Genomic DNA, 19,627 nt, shown 5'->3' on the forward strand with positions numbered 1-19,627 from the left:
CGTCACCCTCCCTTCGCTGGATTGCTGTCGCGCATCGGAGCCGCGGACTGGGCCGGCGGCCCGGCCTGCGGCGGCGGCGCGGGCGTGCGCGCCGCGTGGGCGGCGATGCCCGGGGCGACCGAGCCGCCCCCCGAGCCCGAACCGCCCCCGCCGCCGCCCGGCTGCGGGCCGCGGTCGCCGTGCGTGCTGATGCCCTGCCGCATGAAGTTCGCGGTCCCGTTGATCATCGCCGATCCGGCCGACACCGCGCTCGCCCGGGCACTGCGCATGCTCATGATCTCGTCGCCGAAGCCCGGCACGAACCGGTACACGGCGGCGCTCGCGAAGATCGACAGGAAGAGGATCGCCAGCCCGGACAGCACCCGGGCGAAGTCGTCGCTCGCCCCCGCCCCGGCCGACACCGCACCGGCCAGCCCGAGGATGACCACGATGATCGGCTTCGCCAGGTCCACCGCCACCATCACCCCCGCCCAGCGGCGCACGTGCTTCCACAACTGCTTGTCCACCAGCCCCGCGTACACCGCCGTCCCCAGCAGCGCGCCCACGTACAGCATCGCCGCCCGGATCAGCAGTTCGATCCAGAGCACCGCCGCCGCCAGCACGGCCACCAGCGAGGTGATGATCAGGATCAGCGGCCCGCCGCCCATGTCACCCTTCTCCAGGGTGTCCGCGAACCCGCCCAGGTACGTCCCGGTGTCCGACTTCGTCCCCACCGCGATCGCCTTGGTCAGCCCGTCGGTCGCGCTCACCACCGTGTACAGGACCAACGGCGTGAACGCCGACGCGATCACCGTCAGCCACAGGAACCCGATCGCCTCCGAGATCGCCGTCGCCAACGGCGCCCCGCGCACGGCCCGCTTGGTCACCGCGAGCAGCCACAGCACCAACGTGATGATCGTCGACGCGGCGAACACCACCGCGTACTGCTGCAGGAACGACGCATTGGTGAAGTCCACCTCCGTCGTCCCGTCGATCGCCCCCGACAGCTTCCGCACCACCCACGCCGCCGCCTGCGCACACCCCTTCGCCAACGACCCCAACGGATCCGTCACCGTCCCCACGGTCCCACTCCCGGGCAACGACGCCCCGCCGCCGGGCCTGTCCACACAGAGGATGCCGTTCCCGGAGATCGGGAGATCCGGACAGTTCGCGTTGGGGGTGGCGGTCGGATTGCCGCTCGGCGTTCCGCTTGGGGAAGCCGTCGGGGAGGGCTCGGCGAAGACCCGCTGGGCTGCGAGCAGGGCGCCGAGCTGAAGGGTCGCCAGCGCGCCCGCCAGCATCCCCGCGCGGCGGAAGGTGGGCCGCGCGGCGCCGCCGGAGGCGGCGGCCCGGCGGGCGCCGCGGCGGGACTCCGGCGGGGCGACGGTCGTCTCAACGGGCATAGCGGAAACCCCCGAACTGCTGGACGGCGCCGGTGAGCTCCTCGGCGGTGGCGGCCTGTTCATCACCCGGCATGGGGGCGGGCCCCTGCCGGCTCGTGTAGTCCGTGAGCTTCCAGTCGCCACCCGTCCAGCGGAGGGAGAGGGTGAGCGTGAACCAGCTCGCCACCACCGGCTGCAGGGAGCGCTCGCCGGCGAGGCCGGTCAGGCCGGTGCACCAGACCTCGACCTTGGTCTCCGTGTCGGTGTAGCCGACCGACTTGGTGCCGACCGGGACGGTGCGGCTGACGAAGGTGAGGCCCTTGGGCGCGCGGCCCTGGGCGTCCAGGCCGTAGCGGGTCACGGTGTCGCCGCCGAACCCCTGGTCCAGGCGGGCTTGGAGGGTCGGGGCGGCGGTGGGGTCGGCGATGGTGGTGACGATGGTGTGGCGGGTGTCGGTGCGGAACATGTCGGTGGAGCCGATGGCGACCGCGTAGTTGGCGGCGGCGGACTGGGCGCCCTGGTCGGTGTGCGGGAAGCCGGAGGCGATGCCGTTGACGGTGGTGGTGACGGGCTGTTCGCCGCTGGGGGCGGGGCCCGCGCCGGAGGCGGCGCTGGCGGCGGCCCGGTCCGCGGGGCGGCCGGCGGTGCCGTTGCCGGGGTCGGGCTTGCCCCGGTTGGCGATCGAGATCGCCAGTACGAGCAGCGCGACGACCAGCACGATGGTCAACAGGGTGCGCAGCGGCCGTGCCTGACGGGTGCCCGGCTGGGAGAAGGGCTGTTCGCCGACCGGCAGCCGCGTACGGGTGTGCGGCTGGTCGTCGGACAACGGCACGGCGGCCCTCCTGGTGCGGGGAGCCGGCTGGCGGCTCCGGGGGCCCCTCCGGCCGTGGGCGGGCGCGGAGGGAAGGGGTGGTGGATGGATTCCCGGCGGGGCTCCGGGCATTCACGAGTGCCCGGACAGGCCGGTCGGACGGTCAGACGATCGGACAGGCCGGTGGGCACGGACGGCGCGCCGTCCACCACCTCGCCGCGGTGGCCGGGGGAGCCCGGAGAGCCCGAACCGCCGGATTCACCGGGTTCGCCGGGTTCACCGCATTCGCCGGTTCCGCCCCGACTGTCCGATCTGCCTGATCGTCAGATCGCCATGCCGTACACAATGGTGAACAGAGTGCCGAGTGATCCAATGATGAACACGCCGGTCAGCCCGGCGATGATCAGCCCCTTGCCCTGTTCGGCGCCGAAGCTGTCGCGCATCGCGGTGGCGCCGATCCGCTGCTTGGCCGCACCCCAGATCGCGATGCCGAGGCAGGCCAGGATGGCCACGGCCATGACGACCTGGACCATCACCCGGGCCTCCGACCCGAGGCTCGCGAACGGGCCCCAGTCCGGGGCGATCCCGCCGATGATGGTGTCGATATTCGGCTTCTTTGGTGGGTCCTCGGCCAGGTGGCCGATCGCGATGCTGTGCACGCTGCTCTGGTTCATTTCCATCTCACCGCCCGATCAGGCAAATTCAAGGGCCCAGACCCCACCCGCGCGAAGGGTCGGTACCTATTCTTGGCCAGATCTGATGTCGACTTGGCTACTTCTCGCGGATTGGTCGTGAGGCATCGGACACGTACGCGAGGATGTCCACCGTACGAAGGATAGCGCTCACTCTTTGTATCTCTGATGATTGCGGTGAGCAACGCCTTCCGGGACACTTCGACTGACGATTCGTCGGGATGGTGCTGATGGTACTCCGGAAAGGCGGTACTGCCGCCGCCGTCGCGGGAGTTGTGCTCGCCGGCTTCGTCGGCCTGGTGACGGTCGGGACGTACGCGGCGAGCGGGACGCCGCAGCAACAGGGGAATGCCGTGGGGCTCTCCCCGGGAACCGTTCCGGCCGCGTACCAAGGGCCGATCGAGCAGTGGGGGCGGCTCTGCCCCGACCTCTCCCCCCCGTTGCTCGCGGCGCAGTTGTACCAGGAAAGCGGTTTCAACCCGCGGGCCCGTTCCGGTGTCGGGGCGGAGGGGCTGGCGCAGTTCATGCCGGGCACCTGGGCGTCGTACGGCACCGACGGCAACAACGACGGCCGGCGGGACCCCTGGGACCCGATGGACGCCATCGCCTCGGCGGCCACCTTCGACTGCGCGCTCGCCAGGGACGTGGCCAGGATCCCGGGCGACCGCCAGTCCAACATGCTGGCCGCCTACAACGCCGGGCCGGGCGCGGTGTCGAAGTACCAGGGCGTGCCGCCGTACCGGGAGACCCAGGGGTACGTGCGGAACATCCTGGCGACGGCCCGCAGCTTCGCCGCCCCGGCCGACCCGGCCGCCCCGGTGGAGGTCTCGGCGCAGTCGGCGGGCGCGATCTACTTCGCCCAGACCAAGCTCGGCACCCCGTACCTGTGGGGCGGCGACGGGAAGGCCTGGCAGAACGGGCGGTTCGACTGCTCCGGGCTCACCAAGGCCGCGTTCGAGAGCGTGGGCATCATCCTGCCCCGGGTCGCCAACGACCAGTGGTACGCCGGACCGCACCCGTCGCGCGACCAGCTGCGTCCGGGGGACCTGGTGTTCTGGGCGACCGACCTGACCGATCCGCGGAGCATCCACCACGTCGGCATCTACGTGGGTGGCGGATACATGATCGACGCGCCGCACACCGGCGCGGTGATCCGGTACGACAAAATCGACACTCGGGAGTACATCGGCGCCACCCGGGTCACCTCGGACGGCGCCCAGGCGCTGCCGTCCCGCAACGAGGAGGACGGCCAGGTGATCGCCCCGAGCCGCCCCGGCGACCCGGCGCCGACGACCCCGGCCCCCGCCCAGGCACCGGCCGCGCCGGCCCCGAACGCGCCCACCCCGGCGGCGCAGGTGGCGGCCCAGGCCGCCCCGGCCGGCCGGCCCACCGCCGTCGCCGCGGGCGCCGGCACGACAGGTTCAGGTCAACTCCCCGCAAAGAACTGAGCCCCGTTCGTCCGCCGGGTGTGCGCGCGATGTGGACGCTGAGTCAAGTTTCCATAACCGCGCGTTTCCGTGGAACGCTGTACACCACTGATGACGTTGTGTCCGGTGGCCCCCCGTCAACCGTCCGGGACAGGACGGCGGCGGGCGGGCCACGGAGCGACGACCACAGCGACGACCAGGTGCAGCGGACCCAGAAGGAGGTGCGGCGTGTCGACGCCGCTTGCCGACACGACCAACCCCGACCTCGACCTGCTCTACGCGGTCAACGGCCTGGCCAGACACGCCCCGGCGGCGTTGGACCACCTGGTCTCCTGGATCGGCGAGTACGGCATCCTGATCGGCCTCGCCCTGCTGGGCCTGGTCGGCTGGCTCCAGGCCCGTCGGCGCCCGGACGCCCCGGTGGCGGTCGCCGGGCTGCTCTGGGCGCCGCTGTCGGTCGCCATCGCGGAGCTGGCCAACCTGCCGATCTCGGCGATCGTGGACCGCCCGCGACCCTTCGTGGACCACGCCGGCCTGGAGGTGCTGGTCGAGGGCAAGGCCGGCACCCACTCCTTCGTCAGCGACCACTCCACGATGTCGATGGGCATCGCGGTGGCGCTGTTCCTGGTGAACCGGCGGCTCGGCTGGATCGCCGGTGGCCTGGCCCTGCTGCAGGGCTTCTGCCGGATGTACATGGGCGTCCACTACCCGACCGACGTGATCGGCGGCTTCGCGCTCGCCACCGCGGTGGTGCTGCTGCTGGCGCCGATCGCGATGGCGGTGCTGGTGCCCCTCTGCCACGCGCTCGCCCGTACGCCGCTGGCCCCGCTGATCCGCGCCGAGCGCGGCCCCGGACGGGACGCCGGGCGGGGCGGCGGTCGTCCGGACGGGCGGGGCCGGCGCGGGGGCCGGGCCAGGAAGGCGGTCCGCTCCGAGGAGCAGCCGCGGGAGTCCGACCTCGCCGCATGAGCGCGAGCGCGAGCGCGGACGGCGGCCTACCCCGGATCCACCGCCTCGCCGGCGGCGAGGTGGTCGTCCGCCTCGCGCCGGGTGAGGTCGCGCGAGCGCCGGGCCGGGGAGTACCAGCCGCAGGAGCAGGTCGCGTAGCAGAAGGAGCCGCGTTCGCTGATCGCGACGCGGTGCTCGGGCATGCAGGTGCCGGGACCCGCCGGCAGCTCACTGTGCACGTGCTTCACCGTAACGCGCCGGACCGCCCGCGCGCGACGGGTGTGACGCACGGGACCGCGCCGGACCGCGCGTAACCCCTCGCCCGCCAACTCGTTTGCCCGGAAAGAGCTCTGCCCACCCGCTGACGGTGGCCGGCGGGGCAGTCGGGCCCGAGGGGGTTGTCGCGAGGATGAAGATGACCGACCAGCAGCGCACCGGCCGGACGGGCGGCCGCCCCGGGCGGCGGGTGCGTCCGGCGGCGGGTGCCGCCCTGCTCGCCGCCGTACTGGCCGGGGCCGCCGCCCTGACCGGCTGTTCACCGGACGCCGCCGTGGACGGTGCGGGCGACGCCGCGGCCGAGCAGCAGGTGAGCGCCGCCCCCGACCAGCAGTCCGCCGACCGGCTCTCCGCCGACCCGCTGACCGCGGTCCGCGGAGCCGCCGACATCACCGGCCGGTCGGGCTCCGCACACGCCGCCACCGAACTGGTGACCGAGTCCGCGGAGAAGAAGGCCGTCTTCACCGGCACCGGCGGCTACGACTACGTGAAGCGGATCGGCCGTCTGGAGGTGCAGGTGCCGCCGGGCGCCGCGACCACCGGCAAGATCGTCGAGGTGCTCCTGCCCGGCACGGTCTACCTGCAGAACAGCGGCGCCAAGGTGCCGGAGGGCAAGTGGGTCAAGCTGGACGTCCGTCAGCTGCCCGACGGCAACCTGGTCAGCGGCGGCGCCACCGACCCGTCCTCCGCCGCGGGCGCGCTGCGCGGCGCCCAGAAGGCCGAACTGGTCGGCACCGAGACGGTCGGCGGGACGGCGCTGAAGCACTACCGCGGCACCCTGGACCTCGCCAAGGCGGCCGACGCCACCGGCGGGCGCGGCGGCGACGGCCTGCGGATGGGGGCGCAGACCTTCACCGTGAAGGAGGTCCCCTACGACGTCTGGCTGGACGACCAGGGCCGGCTGCACAAGGTGGTCGAGGTCTTCACCTTCGCCGGGGTGGCCGGCTCCAAGGAGGCGAAGGACCAGGTGAAGGTGGTCTCGACCACCACGCTGAGCGACTTCGGCGCGCCGGTGGAGGCGGCCGAGCCGCCGGCCGCGGACATCTTCGCGATGAAGCCCGGAGAGAGCCCGAAGTAGCGCGCCGAAGCAGCGCGCCGAGGGGCTGGCGCGGGCGCCGCGGGCGCGGGCGCGAGGGGAGGCCGCCGCTCCGGGTGGGCCCGGAAGCCCCCGGGCCCACCCGTTTCGGCGGCGCCGAGATGGCCCGTCCGTGCCATGTGGACGGGCTCCGAAGTGCCTAGGCTGGACGTCGGGTGGCTGCCGCCCGGGCTGGCGAGGCGCTGAAGGGGTGGTGCAGGTGATGGCGTCCACGGGCGGTCGCAGCGGCGGCCACGACGACGCGGCCCTCGACGAGATCGAGCTGGCCGGCGAGCTGATGATCGCCGCTACGGCCAGCAGCGGCGACCGGCTGCCGACCGAGCGGATCGACGAGGTGCTGCTCGACCGGCCCGACGGCGGTCCGGTCGCCGGGCCGGTCCGGGTCCCGCAGGCCTCGCAGGTCCAGCAAGGCCTGGAGCGCCCGCAGGACCGCGAGGCCTAGACCGGGGTCAGCTGCGCAGCAGTCGGCCGATCGCCGCGGTGGCCTCGGCGACCTTGGCGTCCAGCTCGGTGCCGCCCTCCTCGGCCGCGGCCGCGACGCAGTGCCGCAGGTGCTCCTCCAGCAGCGAGAGCGCGAAGGACTGCAGCGCCTTGGTGCTGGCCGAGACCTGGGTGAGCACGTCGATGCAGTAGACGTCCTCGTCGACCATCCGCTGCAGGCCGCGGATCTGGCCCTCGATCCGGCGCAGTCGCTTGAGGTGCGCGTCCTTCTGGGCGCTGTACCCGTGCGGGCCGTGGCCGCCGTGGGCCCCGGGGCCGGCCTCGGCGTCCGGCGCCGTCGGGAGTGCAACGTGCTCGCCGTGCGGTTCCGCCCCGGGCGCCTGCTCCGGCTCGGTGCGCGCTTGCGTGGTGGTCATCGGCCCGCCTTCGTCTGAGTGCCTGGTGGCTGCGTCGGCCTCCAGTGTCCAACACCGGGGCCCTTCGTGGTGTTCCTCCGGCACGGCCGACCGCGAGCGGACGCGTCCGGCGCGGTTCCCCCGTCCGGGGAACACCCCGCTCTTCCCGCCGCACGGCAGGGGCAATCCGGGCGAGGTTCCGTCAGACTGGGGGCTCATGCCCGCACCTGTGGTGCGGATCGGATCCACTGCTGCGGCAGCCGAACGGAAGGGGAGGTTCCGGCTCCTCTTCGAGCACCCCGTTTGCGTGATGGCGCTCGGTTGCACCTAGCATCGTTCAGTCCCCTACCCCGCACATCGGAGATTTCCGTGCGTTTTAGCCTGACCCCGAAGGAGACGAGTTTCTACGACATGTTCGCCGCAGCCGCGGAGAACCTGGTCGTCGGCTCCAAGCTCCTGCTGGAACTGCTGGGATCAGACGTGTCGGCCCGCGCGGAGATCGTCGAGCGCATGCGCGCCGCCGAGCACGCCGGAGACGACACCACCCATGCGATCTTCCACCAGCTGAACTCGTCCTTCATCACGCCCTTCGACCGCGAGGACATCTACAACCTCGCCTCGTCGCTGGACGACATCATGGACTTCATGGAGGAGGCCGTCGACCTGGTCGTCCTCTACGACATCCAGACCCTGCCGAAGGGCATCGAGCAGCAGATCGAGGTCCTGGCGCGCGCCGCCGAGCTGACCGCCGAGGCGATGCCGAACCTGCGGAGCATGTCCAACCTGACCGAGTACTGGATCGAGGTCAACCGGCTGGAGAACCAGGCCGACCAGATCCACCGCAAGCTGCTCGCCCACCTCTTCTCCGGCCAGTACGAGGCCATCGAGGTGCTCAAGCTGAAGCAGGTCGTGGACGTCCTCGAACAGGCCGCGGACGCGTTCGAGCACGTCGCCAACACGGTGGAGACCATCGCGGTCAAGGAGTCCTGACCCCCGTGGACATGGCAGCACTCATCGCCGTCGTCGGTGTCGCGTTCTTCTTCACCTACACCAACGGCTTCCACGACTCGGCCAACGCGATCGCGACCTCGGTCTCCACCCGGGCGCTGACGCCCCGGGCGGCCCTGGCGATGGCCGCGGTGATGAACCTGGCGGGCGCCTTCCTGGGCAGCGGGGTGGCGCACACCGTCTCGCAGGGCATCATCGAGACCCCCACCGGCGACCGCGGCATGGCGATCCTGTTCGCCGCGCTGGTCGGCGCCATCGCCTGGAACCTGGTCACCTGGTACTTCGGCCTGCCGTCCTCCTCCTCGCACGCGCTGTTCGGCGGCATGGTGGGCGCGGCGCTGGCCGGCGGCACCGAGGTGATCTGGAGCGGCGTCATCGACAAGATCGTCATCCCGATGATCGTGTCGCCCGTGGTCGGCCTGGTCGGCGGCTTCCTGGTGATGCTGGCGATCCTCTGGCTCTTCCGGCGGGCCAACCCGCACCGGGCAAAGCGCAACTTCCGGGTCGCCCAGACGGCCTCGGCCGCCGCGATGGCGCTCGCGCACGGTCTGCAGGACGCGCAGAAGACCATGGGCATCGTGGTGATGGCCCTGGTCATCTCCGGCCACCAGACCCAGGGCGACCCGATCCCGGTCTGGGTGAAGATCTCCTGCGCGACGATGCTCTCGCTGGGCACCTACGCCGGCGGCTGGCGGATCATGCGGACCCTGGGCCGGAAGATCATCGAGCTGGACCCGCCGCAGGGCTTCGCGGCCGAGGCGACGGCCTCGACGGTCATGTACATCACCTCGTTCGTCTTCAAGGCGCCGATCTCCACCACCCATGTGATCACCTCCGCGATCATGGGCGCCGGCGCCACCAAGCGGATCCGCGCGGTGCGCTGGGGCGTCGCCAAGAACATCGTGCTCGGCTGGTTCATCACCATGCCGGCGGCCGCCGTCGTCGCCGCGCTGATGTACTGGTTCGTCCACCTGTTCTGGGGCTGACCGCGCGGCACGCCCGCGACGGTGTCGGACGCGACGGCGCCGGACGCGACGGCGCCGGACGCGACGGCGCCGGACGCGACAGGGCCCGCCCCCCACATCTCGGGGGGCGGGCCCTTTTCATGCCCCGCGGCGGCACCGCCATGCAGCACCACGGAGCAGCTTGTGGAGCACCGCCCGGACACCGGGCGGACCGGTCACCCGAAGCGGCCGGAGATGTAGTCCTCGGTCGCCTGCACGGACGGGTTGGAGAAGATCCGCTGGGTGTCGTCGAGCTCGACCAGCTTGCCCGGCTGGCCGACGCCGGCCAGGTTGAAGAAGGCGGTGCGGTCGCTGACGCGGGCCGCCTGCTGCATGTTGTGCGTCACGATGACGATGGTGAACTGGGCCTTCAGCTCGCCGATCAGGTCCTCGATGGCGAGGGTGGAGATCGGGTCGAGGGCGGAGCAGGGCTCGTCCATCAGCAGGACCTGCGGCTCGACCGCGATGGCGCGGGCGATGCACAGACGCTGCTGCTGGCCGCCGGAGAGGCCGGCGCCCGGCTTGCTCAGCCGGTCCTTGACCTCGTTCCAGAGGTTGGCGCCCTTGAGCGACTTCTCCACCACGCCGTCCAGCAGGGACTTCTTGCGCACGCCCGCGAGCTTCAGGCCGGCGACCACGTTGTCGTAGATCGACATGGTCGGGAACGGGTTGGGGCGCTGGAAGACCATGCCGACCGCGCGGCGGACGGCGACCGGGTCGACGCTGGAGCCGTACAGGTTCTCGTCGTCCAGGAGCACCTTGCCCTCGACGCGGGCGCCCGGGATCACCTCGTGCATCCGGTTGAGGGTCCGCAGGAAGGTGGACTTGCCGCAGCCGGAGGGACCGATGAAGGCCGTCACCGAGCGGGGTTCGATGGCCATCGAGATGTCCTCGATGGCCTTGGTGGAGCCGTAGTAGGCGGACAGTCCGCTGACGTCGATGCGCTTGGCCATGATCGTTCGTCTTCTCTCAGTCTTCGTCGTACGTCAGTCGGTCGCTCAGTGTCCGGCCTTGGGCGAGCGCCAGCGGGCGATGCCCCGGGCGATGAGGTTGAGCCCCATCACGAAGGCGATCAGCACGAGCGCGGCACCCCAGGCGCGGGCGTAGCCGAAGTCGTTGTTCACCACGGCGTACTGCTGCCAGATGTACATCGGCAGCGACTGCTGCGGTCCGTCGAACGGGTTGTTGTTGATGTAGGCGGCGCCGAAGACCAGCATCATCACCGGGGCGGTCTCACCCGTGATGCGGGCGACCGCGAGCATCACACCGGTGGTGATGCCGCCGATGGCGGTGGGGAGGACGATCCGCAGGATGGTCTTCCACTTCGGCACGCCGAGCGCGTACGACGCCTCGCGGAGCTCGTTCGGGACGAGCTTGAGCATCTCCTCGGTGGAGCGGACCACGACCGGCATCATCAGGATCGCCAGCGCGAGGCTGCCCGAGAAACCGGAGTAGTTGAAGCCGAGGGCGATGTTCCACAAGGACAGGATGAACAGACCGGCGACGATCGACGGGACACCCGTCATGACGTCGACGAAGAAGGTGACCGCCTTGGCGAGCGTGCCGCGACCGTACTCGACCAGGTAGACGGCGGTCAGCAGACCGATCGGGGCCGCCATCAGGGTGGCCAGGCCGACCTGCTCCAGCGTGCCGATCAGCGCGTGGTAGATGCCGCCGCCGGGGCCGGCCGACCGCACGCCCATCATCGAGTGCGTCAGGAAGTTTCCGTCCACGACGCTCGCGCCCTGCTGGATCGTGTAGACGGTCAGCGAGAGCAGCGGCACGACGGCCAGGATGAAGGCGACCCAGACCACCGAGGTGGCGAGCCGGTCCTTGGCCTGGCGGCGGCCCTCGACCTGGGCCGAGAGCACGTAGCTGATGACGACGAAGAGGATCGCGGAGATCAGGCCCCACTGGAGCTTGCTCTCCAGCCCGCCGACCATGCCGATGCCGACGCCGAGGACGATCGAGCCGGCGGCCACCGCGGCCGGGGTCCACTTCGGCAGCCGGTTGGCGGTCAGCGGACGGCCCACCGGACGGGCGTCCGCCGGAACCGAGGTCGTAGCGGCGCTCATGCGTTGGCCCCCGAGTACTCCTTGCGGCGGGCGACGATCAGCCGCGCGGCACCGTTCACCAGCAGGGTGATCACGAACAGGACGAGGCCGGAGGCCATCAGCGCGTCCCGGCCGAAGGGCTGGGCCTCGTTGAACTTCAGCGCGATGTTCTGCGCGAAGGTGCCGCCGCCCGGGTCCAGCAGGTGCAGCGAGAGCACGTTGCTGGAGGAGAGCACGACGGCGACCGCGATGGTCTCGCCGAGCGCGCGGCCGAGGCCGAGCATCGAGGCCGAGATGATGCCGGGGCGGCCGAACGGCAGCACCGCAGTGCGGATCATCTCCCAGCGGGTCGCGCCGAGGGCGAGCGCCGCCTCCTCGTGCATCCGCGGCACCTGCCGGAAGACCTCACGGCTGACCGCGGTGATGATCGGCAGGACCATGATCGCCAGCAGGATGCCGACGGTGAACAGGTTGCGCGGCGTGGTGCCGGTGCGGGACTGGTCGAAGATGTACGTCCAGCCGAGGTACTCGTCCAGCCAGCTGTTCAGGCCGCTGAGGTGCGGCACCAGGAAGAGCGCGCCCCACAGGCCGTAGATGATGCTGGGCACGGCCGCCAGCAGGTCCACCAGGTAGGCGAACGGCTGGGCGATCCGGCGCGGCGCGTAGTGGGAGATGAACAGCGCGATCCCGATGGCCACCGGGACGGCGATCAGCATCGCGATCAGCGCGCTGACGATGGTGCCGAACGCCAGGACGGCGATGCCGAAGACCGGCTCCGGGGCGTCCGGCGTCCACTCGAAGGTGGTGAGGAAGTTGCCCTCGTTCTTGCTCAGCGCGATGGCCGAGCGCCAGGTCAGGAAGCCCGCGATGGCGGCCATGACCACCAGCAGCAGGATGCCCGACCCGCGGGACAGGTTCATGAAGATCTTGTCGCCGACCCGGCTGTCGCGCGGGCGGCGTTCCCTGCCCCGCGGGGCGGCAGGGGTGGATGAAGTCATTGGTCTACTCCGGTCTGGTGGTGCCGCTGCCCCGAGGGGGCGGCACCCTGGCGGCGGTGCCCCGGACGTGGTGCTTTTTCGTCGGTACTTCCCACTGGGGCGGCCCCGGCCCCCCTCGTTCACGGGGCCGCCCCAGCGGAGGTCCTACTGGGTCAGGCGAGCGAGCCGATGACGGTGTTCACCTTGTCGGTCAGCGACTTCGGCAGCGGAACGTAGCCCGCCTCGCCGATCGCCTTCTGGCCCGCGTCGCTGGCGGTGTACGCCAGGAAGGCCTTCAGGGTGTCGAGGGTGTCGGCCTTGTTGCCCTTGTCGCAGGCGATCTCGTAGGTGACCAGGACCAGCGGGTAGGAGCCCTCTTCCTTGGTCGCGTAGTCGAGGGTCAGCGCGAGGTCGCTGCTGTTGGTGCCGGCGATCTGCGCCTTGGCGAAGGTGTTGGCGGCGTTGGCGGCGGTGGCCTCGACCGGCTTGGCGGCGCCGGTGTTGATGGCGGCGCTCTTCAGGTTGTTGGTCTGGGCGAAGGACAGCTCGGCGTAGCTGATCGAGTTCTTGACCTGCTTCACCTGGGCCGCGACACCGGCCGAGCCGTTGGCGCCCTGGCCGCCCTTGCCCGCCCAGGCCTTGCTGGCCGGGTAGGCCCAGGCGCCGCCCGAGGTCTTGGCGAAGTACTTGGTCAGGTTCTCGGTGGTGCCCGAGTCGTCGGTGCGGTGGAAGGCCTGGATGTCGGCGTCCGGCAGCTTGGCGCCCGGGTTCAGGGCGGCGATGGCCGGGTCGTTCCACTTGATGATCTGCGAGTCGAAGATCTTCGCGATGGTCGGGGCGTCCAGGACCAGGTTGTCCACGCCGTCCACGTTGTAGACGATCGAGATCAGGCCCGCGACGAGCGGCAGGTTGATGCCCTGGCCACCGGTGCAGACGGCCTTGCTGGCCTCGACCTCGGCCGGCTTCAGCGCCGAGTCCGAGCCGGCGAACTGGATCTTGCCCTGGTTGAACTGCTGGACACCGGCACCGGAGCCGCCGCCGCCGTAGTTGACGGTGGCACCCTTGCAGGCCGCCTCGAAGTTGTTCTTCAGGACGTCGATCGCGTTGCCCTGCGCGGTGGAGCCTGCGGCGACCAGCGCGGTGGGCTTCGAGCCACAGTTGATCGCGGCGGGGGCCGCGGCGCCGCTGGAACCCGCCGGGGCGGCGTTGGTGTTGTTCTCGTCCGAGCCGCACGCGGCGAGCGACAGCGAGCCAACGAGCGCCATGGCACCGATCGCGAGGGCCTTGGAGCGGCCGTTCCGCTGGAGCTTCACAGGGTGTCCCTTTCTGTGGCATTGCCCGGCACGAGCCCTGCCGAGCAGGGCGAAGCACGGGTTTTGCTGAGGTCCGGGGCCCGTTCGGCCCGCCGGTGCTACCGAAGTTAGGCCGGGTAGGTGACGCGTCAGCCGGTCGGAAGTGAACGGGGAGTGAACCTCGAACGGATGACAGGAAACTACGTCAGGTAGTAACGGTTGCGTCACGGCAAGAGCGCAGGGAGATCACTTCCACTGTTCCTTCACGTCTCCCGGCCCCGCAACCGCACCGGCCTGGCGCCCAGCAGTTCGAGCAGCGCGTCGACCAGCAGCCGGTCCTGCTCCCGGCTCAACCGCGCCCGCGCCTTCCCCGCCGGCAGCCACTCCAGGCGGTCCACCTCCCGGCTCGGCCGGAACCCGCCGGTCGTCGGCACCGCCGCCCAGTACCGGACCTCCTTCGGGCGCCCCTGCGCCACGTAGTGCTGGGTCGGCAGCTCGGGCCCCAGCACGCAGCAGAACCCCGTTTCCTCCCGCACCTCGCGCAGCGCCGCCCCGACCACGTCCTCGCCGGGGTGCAGCTTCCCCTTCGGCAGGCTCCAGTCGTCGTACTTCGGCCGGTGGATCACCGCGATCCGCGGCCGGCCCAGCGCACCGCTCTTCTTCGGGCGCCCCGGCAGCCAGAGCACCGCCCCTGCCGCCAGCACCACCGGCCCGCCGTACACCGTCCGGTCGGACCCCGCCCGGCCGGACGCCGCCCGGCCGACCGGCCGCTCCCCCGCGCGCCGGCCGTCCTCCGGCAGCGGCCGCCCGCCCACCTCAGACCGTCCGCGATTCCGCCGCCGCCCCCCAGCCCTCGGCCGGGGGCAGCTCCAGCCACGCCTCCGTACCCGGCGGCAGCTCCGGCCACCGCCGCCCGAAGGCGTACCGCGCCGCCTCCACCTCCAGCCGCTGGTCCGCATGCACCACGCCCAGCACGTACGCCGTCGCCGGGGTGATCCGCGGCGTGCGCGCCGCCGTCGCCGCCGTCACCGCAGCCTCCGACGCCTCCTGGTGCCGCAGCAGCACCCGGTCCAGCTCGTCCAGCACCGCCGACGGCCGCCCGCACACCTCCAGCGCGTACCGGGCCCGCTTCACCAGCCCCCTCGTCCGGTGCCACGGCGCGTCGTCCGCCGCCAGCGCCGCGTCCGCGTCCAGCGCGCCCCGCGCACTCGGCACCGACCCCAGCCGGCGCAGCCCGTCCCCGCCGTACGGCGTCGACGCCCGCTGCAACGGCAGTTGCTGGGCGCTCGCCGCCAGCGCCCCGAACGCGGCCGCCGCCTGCGGCACCAGCACCGCCCCCGCCCGGCCGTCCGCCGACTCCGCCAGCGGCGCCTCCGCCACCAGCAGCGTCATCCGGTCCGCCAGCGCGTGCAGCCGAGCCGAGCGCAGCTCCTGCAGCACCGTCGAGTGCGCCCTGGTCCGGGCCAGGGTCAGCTGCCGGTCGAGCAGCGCCCGCGCCTTCGGCGCCCCCGCGTGGCCGGCCAGCATGCCCGGCCCCTCCGCCTCGCTGCCGCTCAGCCCGTCCAGCGCCCCCAGCAACCGGGCCGACCGCCGCACGTACCCCGGCTCCAGCGCCAGCAGGTTCAGCAGCCACGCCAGCTCGGTCCGCGACTCCTGCGCCCAGACCGGCTCGAACGAGGCGGAGAAGGTGGTCAGCAGCCCGCTGATCCGCCGCACCGCCCGCAGCAGGTCCGCCGTGCCCTCCGACGGGACCACGGACGCACCCGGTCTCGCACCGACCTCGCCCACCGCCAGCGGCAGAGCGCGCAGGAACGCGCCCGCCAGGGCGGTGAGATGGCTGGAGAGGATGTCCCCGGCGGTCGCGGTGGAGGCCGCCTGGGCCGTCATCGGCGCATCGGTCATGGCTAGGTAGATCCCCGTTCCCCCGGGGCCGTCCCCGGGGCTGGTGGCCGACCGCTCAGCGGGTCCCTACCGCTCAGCGGCTCGCGTCGGTGGGTCGCGCGGTCGCGTCGTCGAGTCTCGTCCCGTCGTGTCCCCCGGCGGCGGGGCCCGCACCGGTCGGTACGGTGCGGGCCCGCCGCGCGGCGTCGCGGCTCACGTCGGCACGTCTGGCGTCGTCACGTCTGGCGTCAGCGGGGTCGTGGCGGCGACCGGCGGTCATCGGGCGGTGGCGGCCCGACGGCGCTGACGCGAGTCGATGAGCAGGTCCTGGACGTGGCGCAACGCCTTGCCGTCGCCGCCCTGGGCGTGCCGGGTCCAGGCCCCCTCCGCCCCCAGGTGCCAGGACTCCGTCTCGTCCGACATCCCGAGGTCGAGCAGCCCGGACAGCTCGGCCCGGTGCGCCGGGTCGGTGATCCGCAGCAGCGCCTCGATCCGGCGGTCCAGGTTGCGGTGCATCATGTCGGCGCTGCCGATCCACACCTCCGGATCGCCGTTGTTGCCGAAGACGAAGATCCGCGAGTGCTCCAGGAAGCGCCCCAGGATGCTGCGCACCCGGATGTTCTCGCTCAGCCCCGGCACCCCCGGCCGGATCGCGCAGATGCCGCGCACCCACACGTCCACCGGCACCCCGGCCTGCGAGGCCCGGTACAGCGCGTCGATCACGGCCTCGTCGACGATCGAGTTGACCTTGAGCTTCACGTGCGCCGCACGGCCGGCCCGGTGGTTGGCGATCTCGTTGTGGATCCGCGCCACCAGGCCGTCGCGCAGTCCGCGCGGGGCGGTCAGCAGCCGGCGGTAGGACTCCCGGCGCGAGTAGCCGGAGAGCCGGTTGAAGAGGTCCGAGAGGTCCGCGCCGACCTGCGGGTCCGAGGTCAGCAGGCCGAGGTCCTCGTACAGCCGGGCCGTCTTCGGGTGGTAGTTGCCGGTGCCGACGTGCGAGTACCGGCGCAGGGTGTCGCCCTCCTGCCGGACCACCAGCGACAGCTTGCAGTGCGTCTTCAGCCCGACCAGGCCGTAGACCACGTGGCAGCCGGCCTCCTCCAGCTTGCGGGCCCACTTGATGTTGGCCTGCTCGTCGAAACGCGCCTTGATCTCGACCAGCACCAGCACCTGCTTGCCGGACTCCGCCGCGTCGATCAGCGCGTCGACGATGGGCGAATCGCCTGAGGTCCGGTACAGCGTCTGCTTGATCGCCAGCACGTCGGGATCGGCCGCGGCCTGCTCCAGGAAGGCCTGCACCGAGGTGGAGAAGCTGTCGTACGGGTGGTGCAGCAGCACGTCCCGCTCGCGCATCGCGGCGAAGATGTCCGGCTGCGACGCCGACTCGACGTCGGTCAGGCCGCGCGCGGTGCCCGCCACGAACTTCGGGTACTTCAGCTCCGGCCGGTCCAGCCCGGCGATGCCGAACAGCCCCGTGAGGTCCAGCGGGCCGGGCAGCGGGAAGACCTCCGCCTCGGTGATGTTCAGCTCCCGCACCAGCAGGTCCAGGATGTAGGGGTCGATCGACTCCTCGACCTCCAGCCGCACCGGCGGGCCGAAGCGCCGCCGCATCAGCTCCTTCTCCAGGGCCTTGAGGATGTTCTCGGTGTCGTCCTCCTCCACCTCCAGGTCCTCGTTGCGGGTGACCCGGAAGGCGTGGTGGGCGAGCACCTCCATGCCCGGGAAGAGCTCCTCCAGATGCGCCCCCATGACGTCCTCCAGCGGCACGTACCGCTGCGGGGAGGCCTCCAGGAAGCGCGCCAGCGACTGCGGCACCTTCACTCTGGCGAAGTGCTTGTGCCCGGAGACCGGGTTGCGCACCACGACCGCCAGGTTGAGGGAGAGTCCCGATATGTAGGGGAAGGGGTGCGCCGGGTCCACCGCCAGCGGGGTGAGGACCGGGAAGATCTTCTGCCGGAACAGGGTGTGCAGCCGCGCCTGCTCCTTCTCCGCCAGCTCGGACCAGCGGACCACCTCGATCCCCTCGGCGGCGAGGTCCGGCAGCACCTCCTGCTGGAACGCGGCGGCGTGGCGGGCCATCAGCTCGCGCGAGCGGGTCCAGATGAGGTCCAGCACCTCGCGGGGCTGGAGCCCGGACGCGCTGCGCTGGGCGACACCGGTGGCGATCCGCCGCTTGAGGCCGGCCACCCGGACCATGAAGAACTCGTCGAGGTTGCTCGCGAAGATCGCCAGGAACTTGGCGCGTTCCAGGAGCGGTATCCCCGGATCCTCCGCCAGTTCGAGCACGCGTTCGTTGAACGCCAGCCAGCTGCGCTCGCGGTCCAGGAAACGGCCCTGCGGCAGCTCCTCAAGGTCCTGCTCATCGGTGACCGTCAACTCCGGCGGTATCCCGAGCGCGCTGGACATCCGCGCGGGCGGGGACAGCGGGGCAGGGACGGGGCGGGGGATGCTCATGGGCTCCAGCTCCTCCAGCAGGACGGCGTCCGGACGCGAAATGCTTTTCGGGCCGTCGCCCTCGCCCATCACCAACGCCCAACCACCCGGCGCGGTCGTCACAGAACCGGTCGGCACGTGCCGACCGATGCTGCACGAGCGAGACACTACGGACTTCATCCTGTGATCTTCGCGGCATTAATTGAATCCACGGTAAACACCGCATGGCCAGGAGGAAAGCTGAGGCGGTCAGGGCCGGGGCGACAGGCGCACGCCCGTTGCCCCGGCCCCGTTTCCTCCGCTAGGCGGCGCCGGAGCGTGCTGTTCTCATGGTCACCCTCGGTCACCGGGACCCGGTCACCGGGAATTCTTCCCCTCGACGTCCGCGCGATACATCAGATCGACTTCGTGGACGGTGAATCCGAGCCTTTCGTACACCCGCACCGCCGCCGGATTGTCCGCGTCGACGTACAGCAGAACGGTGTCCAGACCGCGCTCGCCGGCGGCGGTGTCACCGCCCGTCAGGTGGTGCAGGCCGGCCGCGGTCAACGCCCGGCCGAGGCCGCTGCCCTGCTCCGCCGGATCGACGCCCACCACGTACACCTCGCCGAGCGCCGGCTCGGCCGCGGTCGCCGGGTGCACCTTGGTCCAGTGGAAGCCGACCGGCTTGCCGTCCCGGGTGGCGATGAAGAAGCCGGCCGGGTCGAACCACGGCTCGGCCAACCGGTCCGCGAGATCACGCTCGGTCCAGGAGCCCTGCTCCGGGTGGTGGGCGAAGGCGAGAGAGTTCAGCCGGAGCCACTCCGCGTCGTCCTCTCCGGGCCGGAACGTCCGCAGTTCGATCCCGTCCGGGAGCGGGACTGCCTCGGTCTGTGGCCCGGTGCGGCGCATCTGCCGCAGCTCGCGGACCAACTCGGCCCCGTACCGCTCGGCCAGGTGCCGGGCCGCCGGATGTCCGCCGTGCACCCAGAAGTCGACGTGCGGTCGGCCGGCCCGGCCGGCCTCGGCGAGCACGGCGTCCACGAGGGGCCGCCCGAAGCCCCGCCCGCGGGCGGCCGGCGCCACGACGAGTTCGGCGGCCGGGTTGGCGTCGCCGCTCGCCGGGACCTCCAGCTGGCCGTAGCCGACGGTGTCGGTACCGGTGCCAGTGCCGGTGCCGGTCGCTGCGAGGAAGTGGGTCACCCCGGTCCGCGCCGTCTCCGAGGAGCGCAGGCGAAGCCGCCCCTGCTCGGACACGGCCTCCCGGCCGTCCGCGGCCTGGGCGTCCGCCAGGACCCGCAGGGCCGCGTCCCGCTGTGCCGGCCGCAGTACGTCGGAGGCGAGGACCGTGATCGCGTCGCCCGTTGTTGCCGTTCCATCGTCCATGCCCCGACGATACGTCAGCGGTGAACGCAAAGAACCCCCGCCGGAATACCGGCGGGGGTTCTTCTCAAAATTTGTTCGGCGGCGTCCTACTCTCCCACAGGGTCCCCCCTGCAGTACCATCGGCGCTGTGAGGCTTAGCTTCCGGGTTCGGAATGTAACCGGGCGT

General features: G+C 71.7%; 18 protein-coding genes, 1 rRNA gene and 1 pseudogene. 6 read left to right on the top strand and 14 right to left on the bottom strand.

The features are described from left to right. Positions 1 to 2: 2 nt before the first annotated feature. From ACFZBX_RS30725 to ACFZBX_RS30735, 3 genes are all read right to left on the bottom strand, one after another. The gene (locus ACFZBX_RS30725) at positions 3 to 1,280 is read right to left on the bottom strand and encodes a hypothetical protein (RefSeq protein WP_391537102.1); all 1,278 of its coding nucleotides are present in this window, start codon (positions 1,278 to 1,280) and stop codon (positions 3 to 5) included. 91 nt (positions 1,281 to 1,371) lie between these two features. Continuing rightward, entirely contained in the window at positions 1,372 to 2,193 is an 822-nt protein-coding gene (locus tag ACFZBX_RS30730; protein WP_391537087.1) for a hypothetical protein, read from the bottom strand. A gap of 302 nt (positions 2,194 to 2,495) precedes the next feature. After that, entirely contained in the window at positions 2,496 to 2,846 is a 351-nt protein-coding gene (locus ACFZBX_RS30735) for a hypothetical protein (protein ID WP_380751581.1), read from the bottom strand. A gap of 248 nt (positions 2,847 to 3,094) precedes the next feature. Here ACFZBX_RS30735 and ACFZBX_RS30740 point away from each other — a divergent pair. Then, positions 3,095 to 4,102, top strand: a pseudogene (locus ACFZBX_RS30740) (NlpC/P60 family protein); the annotation flags it as partial. 417 nt (positions 4,103 to 4,519) lie between these two features. Continuing rightward, on the top strand, positions 4,520 to 5,260 hold the full coding sequence (locus ACFZBX_RS30745) for a phosphatase PAP2 family protein (protein ID WP_391537088.1): 741 nt from the start codon (positions 4,520 to 4,522) through the stop codon (positions 5,258 to 5,260). Positions 5,261 to 5,286: 26 nt separating this feature from the next. On the opposite strand, the gene ACFZBX_RS30750 is transcribed toward ACFZBX_RS30745, so the two are convergent. Continuing rightward, entirely contained in the window at positions 5,287 to 5,478 is a 192-nt protein-coding gene (locus ACFZBX_RS30750; RefSeq protein ID WP_391537089.1) for a hypothetical protein, read from the bottom strand. Between the two features lie 176 nt (positions 5,479 to 5,654). Here ACFZBX_RS30750 and ACFZBX_RS30755 point away from each other — a divergent pair, with 176 nt between their 5' ends. Both ACFZBX_RS30755 and ACFZBX_RS30760 read left to right on the top strand, forming a co-directional pair. Next, positions 5,655 to 6,593, top strand: a complete 939-nt coding sequence (locus ACFZBX_RS30755; protein ID WP_391537090.1) for a hypothetical protein — start codon at positions 5,655 to 5,657, stop codon at positions 6,591 to 6,593. A 217-nt stretch (positions 6,594 to 6,810) separates the two neighbouring features. After that, a complete protein-coding gene (locus tag ACFZBX_RS30760) occupies positions 6,811 to 7,053 on the top strand; it encodes a hypothetical protein (protein WP_391537091.1) in 243 nt (80 codons plus the stop codon). A 7-nt stretch (positions 7,054 to 7,060) separates the two neighbouring features. On the opposite strand, the gene ACFZBX_RS30765 is transcribed toward ACFZBX_RS30760, so the two are convergent. Further along, the gene (locus ACFZBX_RS30765) at positions 7,061 to 7,468 is read right to left on the bottom strand and encodes a metal-sensitive transcriptional regulator (RefSeq protein ID WP_391537092.1); all 408 of its coding nucleotides are present in this window, start codon (positions 7,466 to 7,468) and stop codon (positions 7,061 to 7,063) included. Between the two features lie 348 nt (positions 7,469 to 7,816). On the opposite strand from ACFZBX_RS30765, the gene ACFZBX_RS30770 reads away from it, so the two are divergent. Together ACFZBX_RS30770 and ACFZBX_RS30775 are read left to right on the top strand one after the other, a co-directional pair. Further along, positions 7,817 to 8,437, top strand: a complete 621-nt coding sequence (locus ACFZBX_RS30770) for a DUF47 domain-containing protein (protein WP_030312623.1) — start codon at positions 7,817 to 7,819, stop codon at positions 8,435 to 8,437. Between the two features lie 5 nt (positions 8,438 to 8,442). After that, positions 8,443 to 9,441 carry an anion permease gene (locus ACFZBX_RS30775; protein WP_380751565.1) on the top strand — a complete coding sequence of 333 codons (999 nt, stop codon included), beginning with the start codon at positions 8,443 to 8,445 and terminating at the stop codon, positions 9,439 to 9,441. A 194-nt stretch (positions 9,442 to 9,635) separates the two neighbouring features. Here ACFZBX_RS30775 and pstB read toward each other — a convergent pair whose 3' ends face one another. The 9 genes from pstB to rrf form a co-directional block, all read right to left on the bottom strand. Continuing rightward, positions 9,636 to 10,412 (bottom strand): phosphate ABC transporter ATP-binding protein PstB, encoded by a 777-nt coding sequence (pstB, locus tag ACFZBX_RS30780; RefSeq protein ID WP_391537093.1) that lies wholly within the window; start codon positions 10,410 to 10,412, stop codon positions 9,636 to 9,638. A gap of 45 nt (positions 10,413 to 10,457) precedes the next feature. Then, positions 10,458 to 11,534, bottom strand: a complete 1,077-nt coding sequence (gene pstA / locus ACFZBX_RS30785; RefSeq protein WP_391537094.1) for a phosphate ABC transporter permease PstA — start codon at positions 11,532 to 11,534, stop codon at positions 10,458 to 10,460. Further along, positions 11,531 to 12,511, bottom strand: coding sequence for a phosphate ABC transporter permease subunit PstC (gene pstC, locus ACFZBX_RS30790; protein WP_380751560.1), 981 nt, complete (start codon positions 12,509 to 12,511; stop codon positions 11,531 to 11,533). The genes pstA and pstC overlap by 4 nt, the downstream gene beginning before the upstream one ends. Before the next feature lie 152 nt (positions 12,512 to 12,663). Further along, positions 12,664 to 13,803, bottom strand: a complete 1,140-nt coding sequence (gene pstS, locus ACFZBX_RS30795) for a phosphate ABC transporter substrate-binding protein PstS (RefSeq protein ID WP_391537095.1) — start codon at positions 13,801 to 13,803, stop codon at positions 12,664 to 12,666. Positions 13,804 to 14,045: 242 nt separating this feature from the next. Further along, the gene (locus ACFZBX_RS30800) at positions 14,046 to 14,597 is read right to left on the bottom strand and encodes an NUDIX hydrolase (protein WP_391537096.1); all 552 of its coding nucleotides are present in this window, start codon (positions 14,595 to 14,597) and stop codon (positions 14,046 to 14,048) included. A gap of 1 nt (position 14,598) precedes the next feature. Next, a complete protein-coding gene (locus tag ACFZBX_RS30805) occupies positions 14,599 to 15,684 on the bottom strand; it encodes a CHAD domain-containing protein (RefSeq protein ID WP_391537097.1) in 1,086 nt (361 codons plus the stop codon). A 255-nt stretch (positions 15,685 to 15,939) separates the two neighbouring features. After that, positions 15,940 to 18,117 (bottom strand): RNA degradosome polyphosphate kinase, encoded by a 2,178-nt coding sequence (locus tag ACFZBX_RS30810; RefSeq protein ID WP_391537098.1) that lies wholly within the window; start codon positions 18,115 to 18,117, stop codon positions 15,940 to 15,942. A 336-nt stretch (positions 18,118 to 18,453) separates the two neighbouring features. Then, the gene (gene mshD / locus ACFZBX_RS30815; RefSeq protein WP_391537099.1) at positions 18,454 to 19,461 is read right to left on the bottom strand and encodes a mycothiol synthase; all 1,008 of its coding nucleotides are present in this window, start codon (positions 19,459 to 19,461) and stop codon (positions 18,454 to 18,456) included. Positions 19,462 to 19,534: 73 nt separating this feature from the next. Beyond that, positions 19,535 to 19,627, bottom strand: a 5S ribosomal RNA gene (gene rrf / locus ACFZBX_RS30820); the annotation flags it as partial.

It is taken from the genome of Kitasatospora sp. NPDC008115 (assembly GCF_042957205.1).
Lineage (GTDB): Bacteria > Actinomycetota > Actinomycetes > Streptomycetales > Streptomycetaceae > Kitasatospora.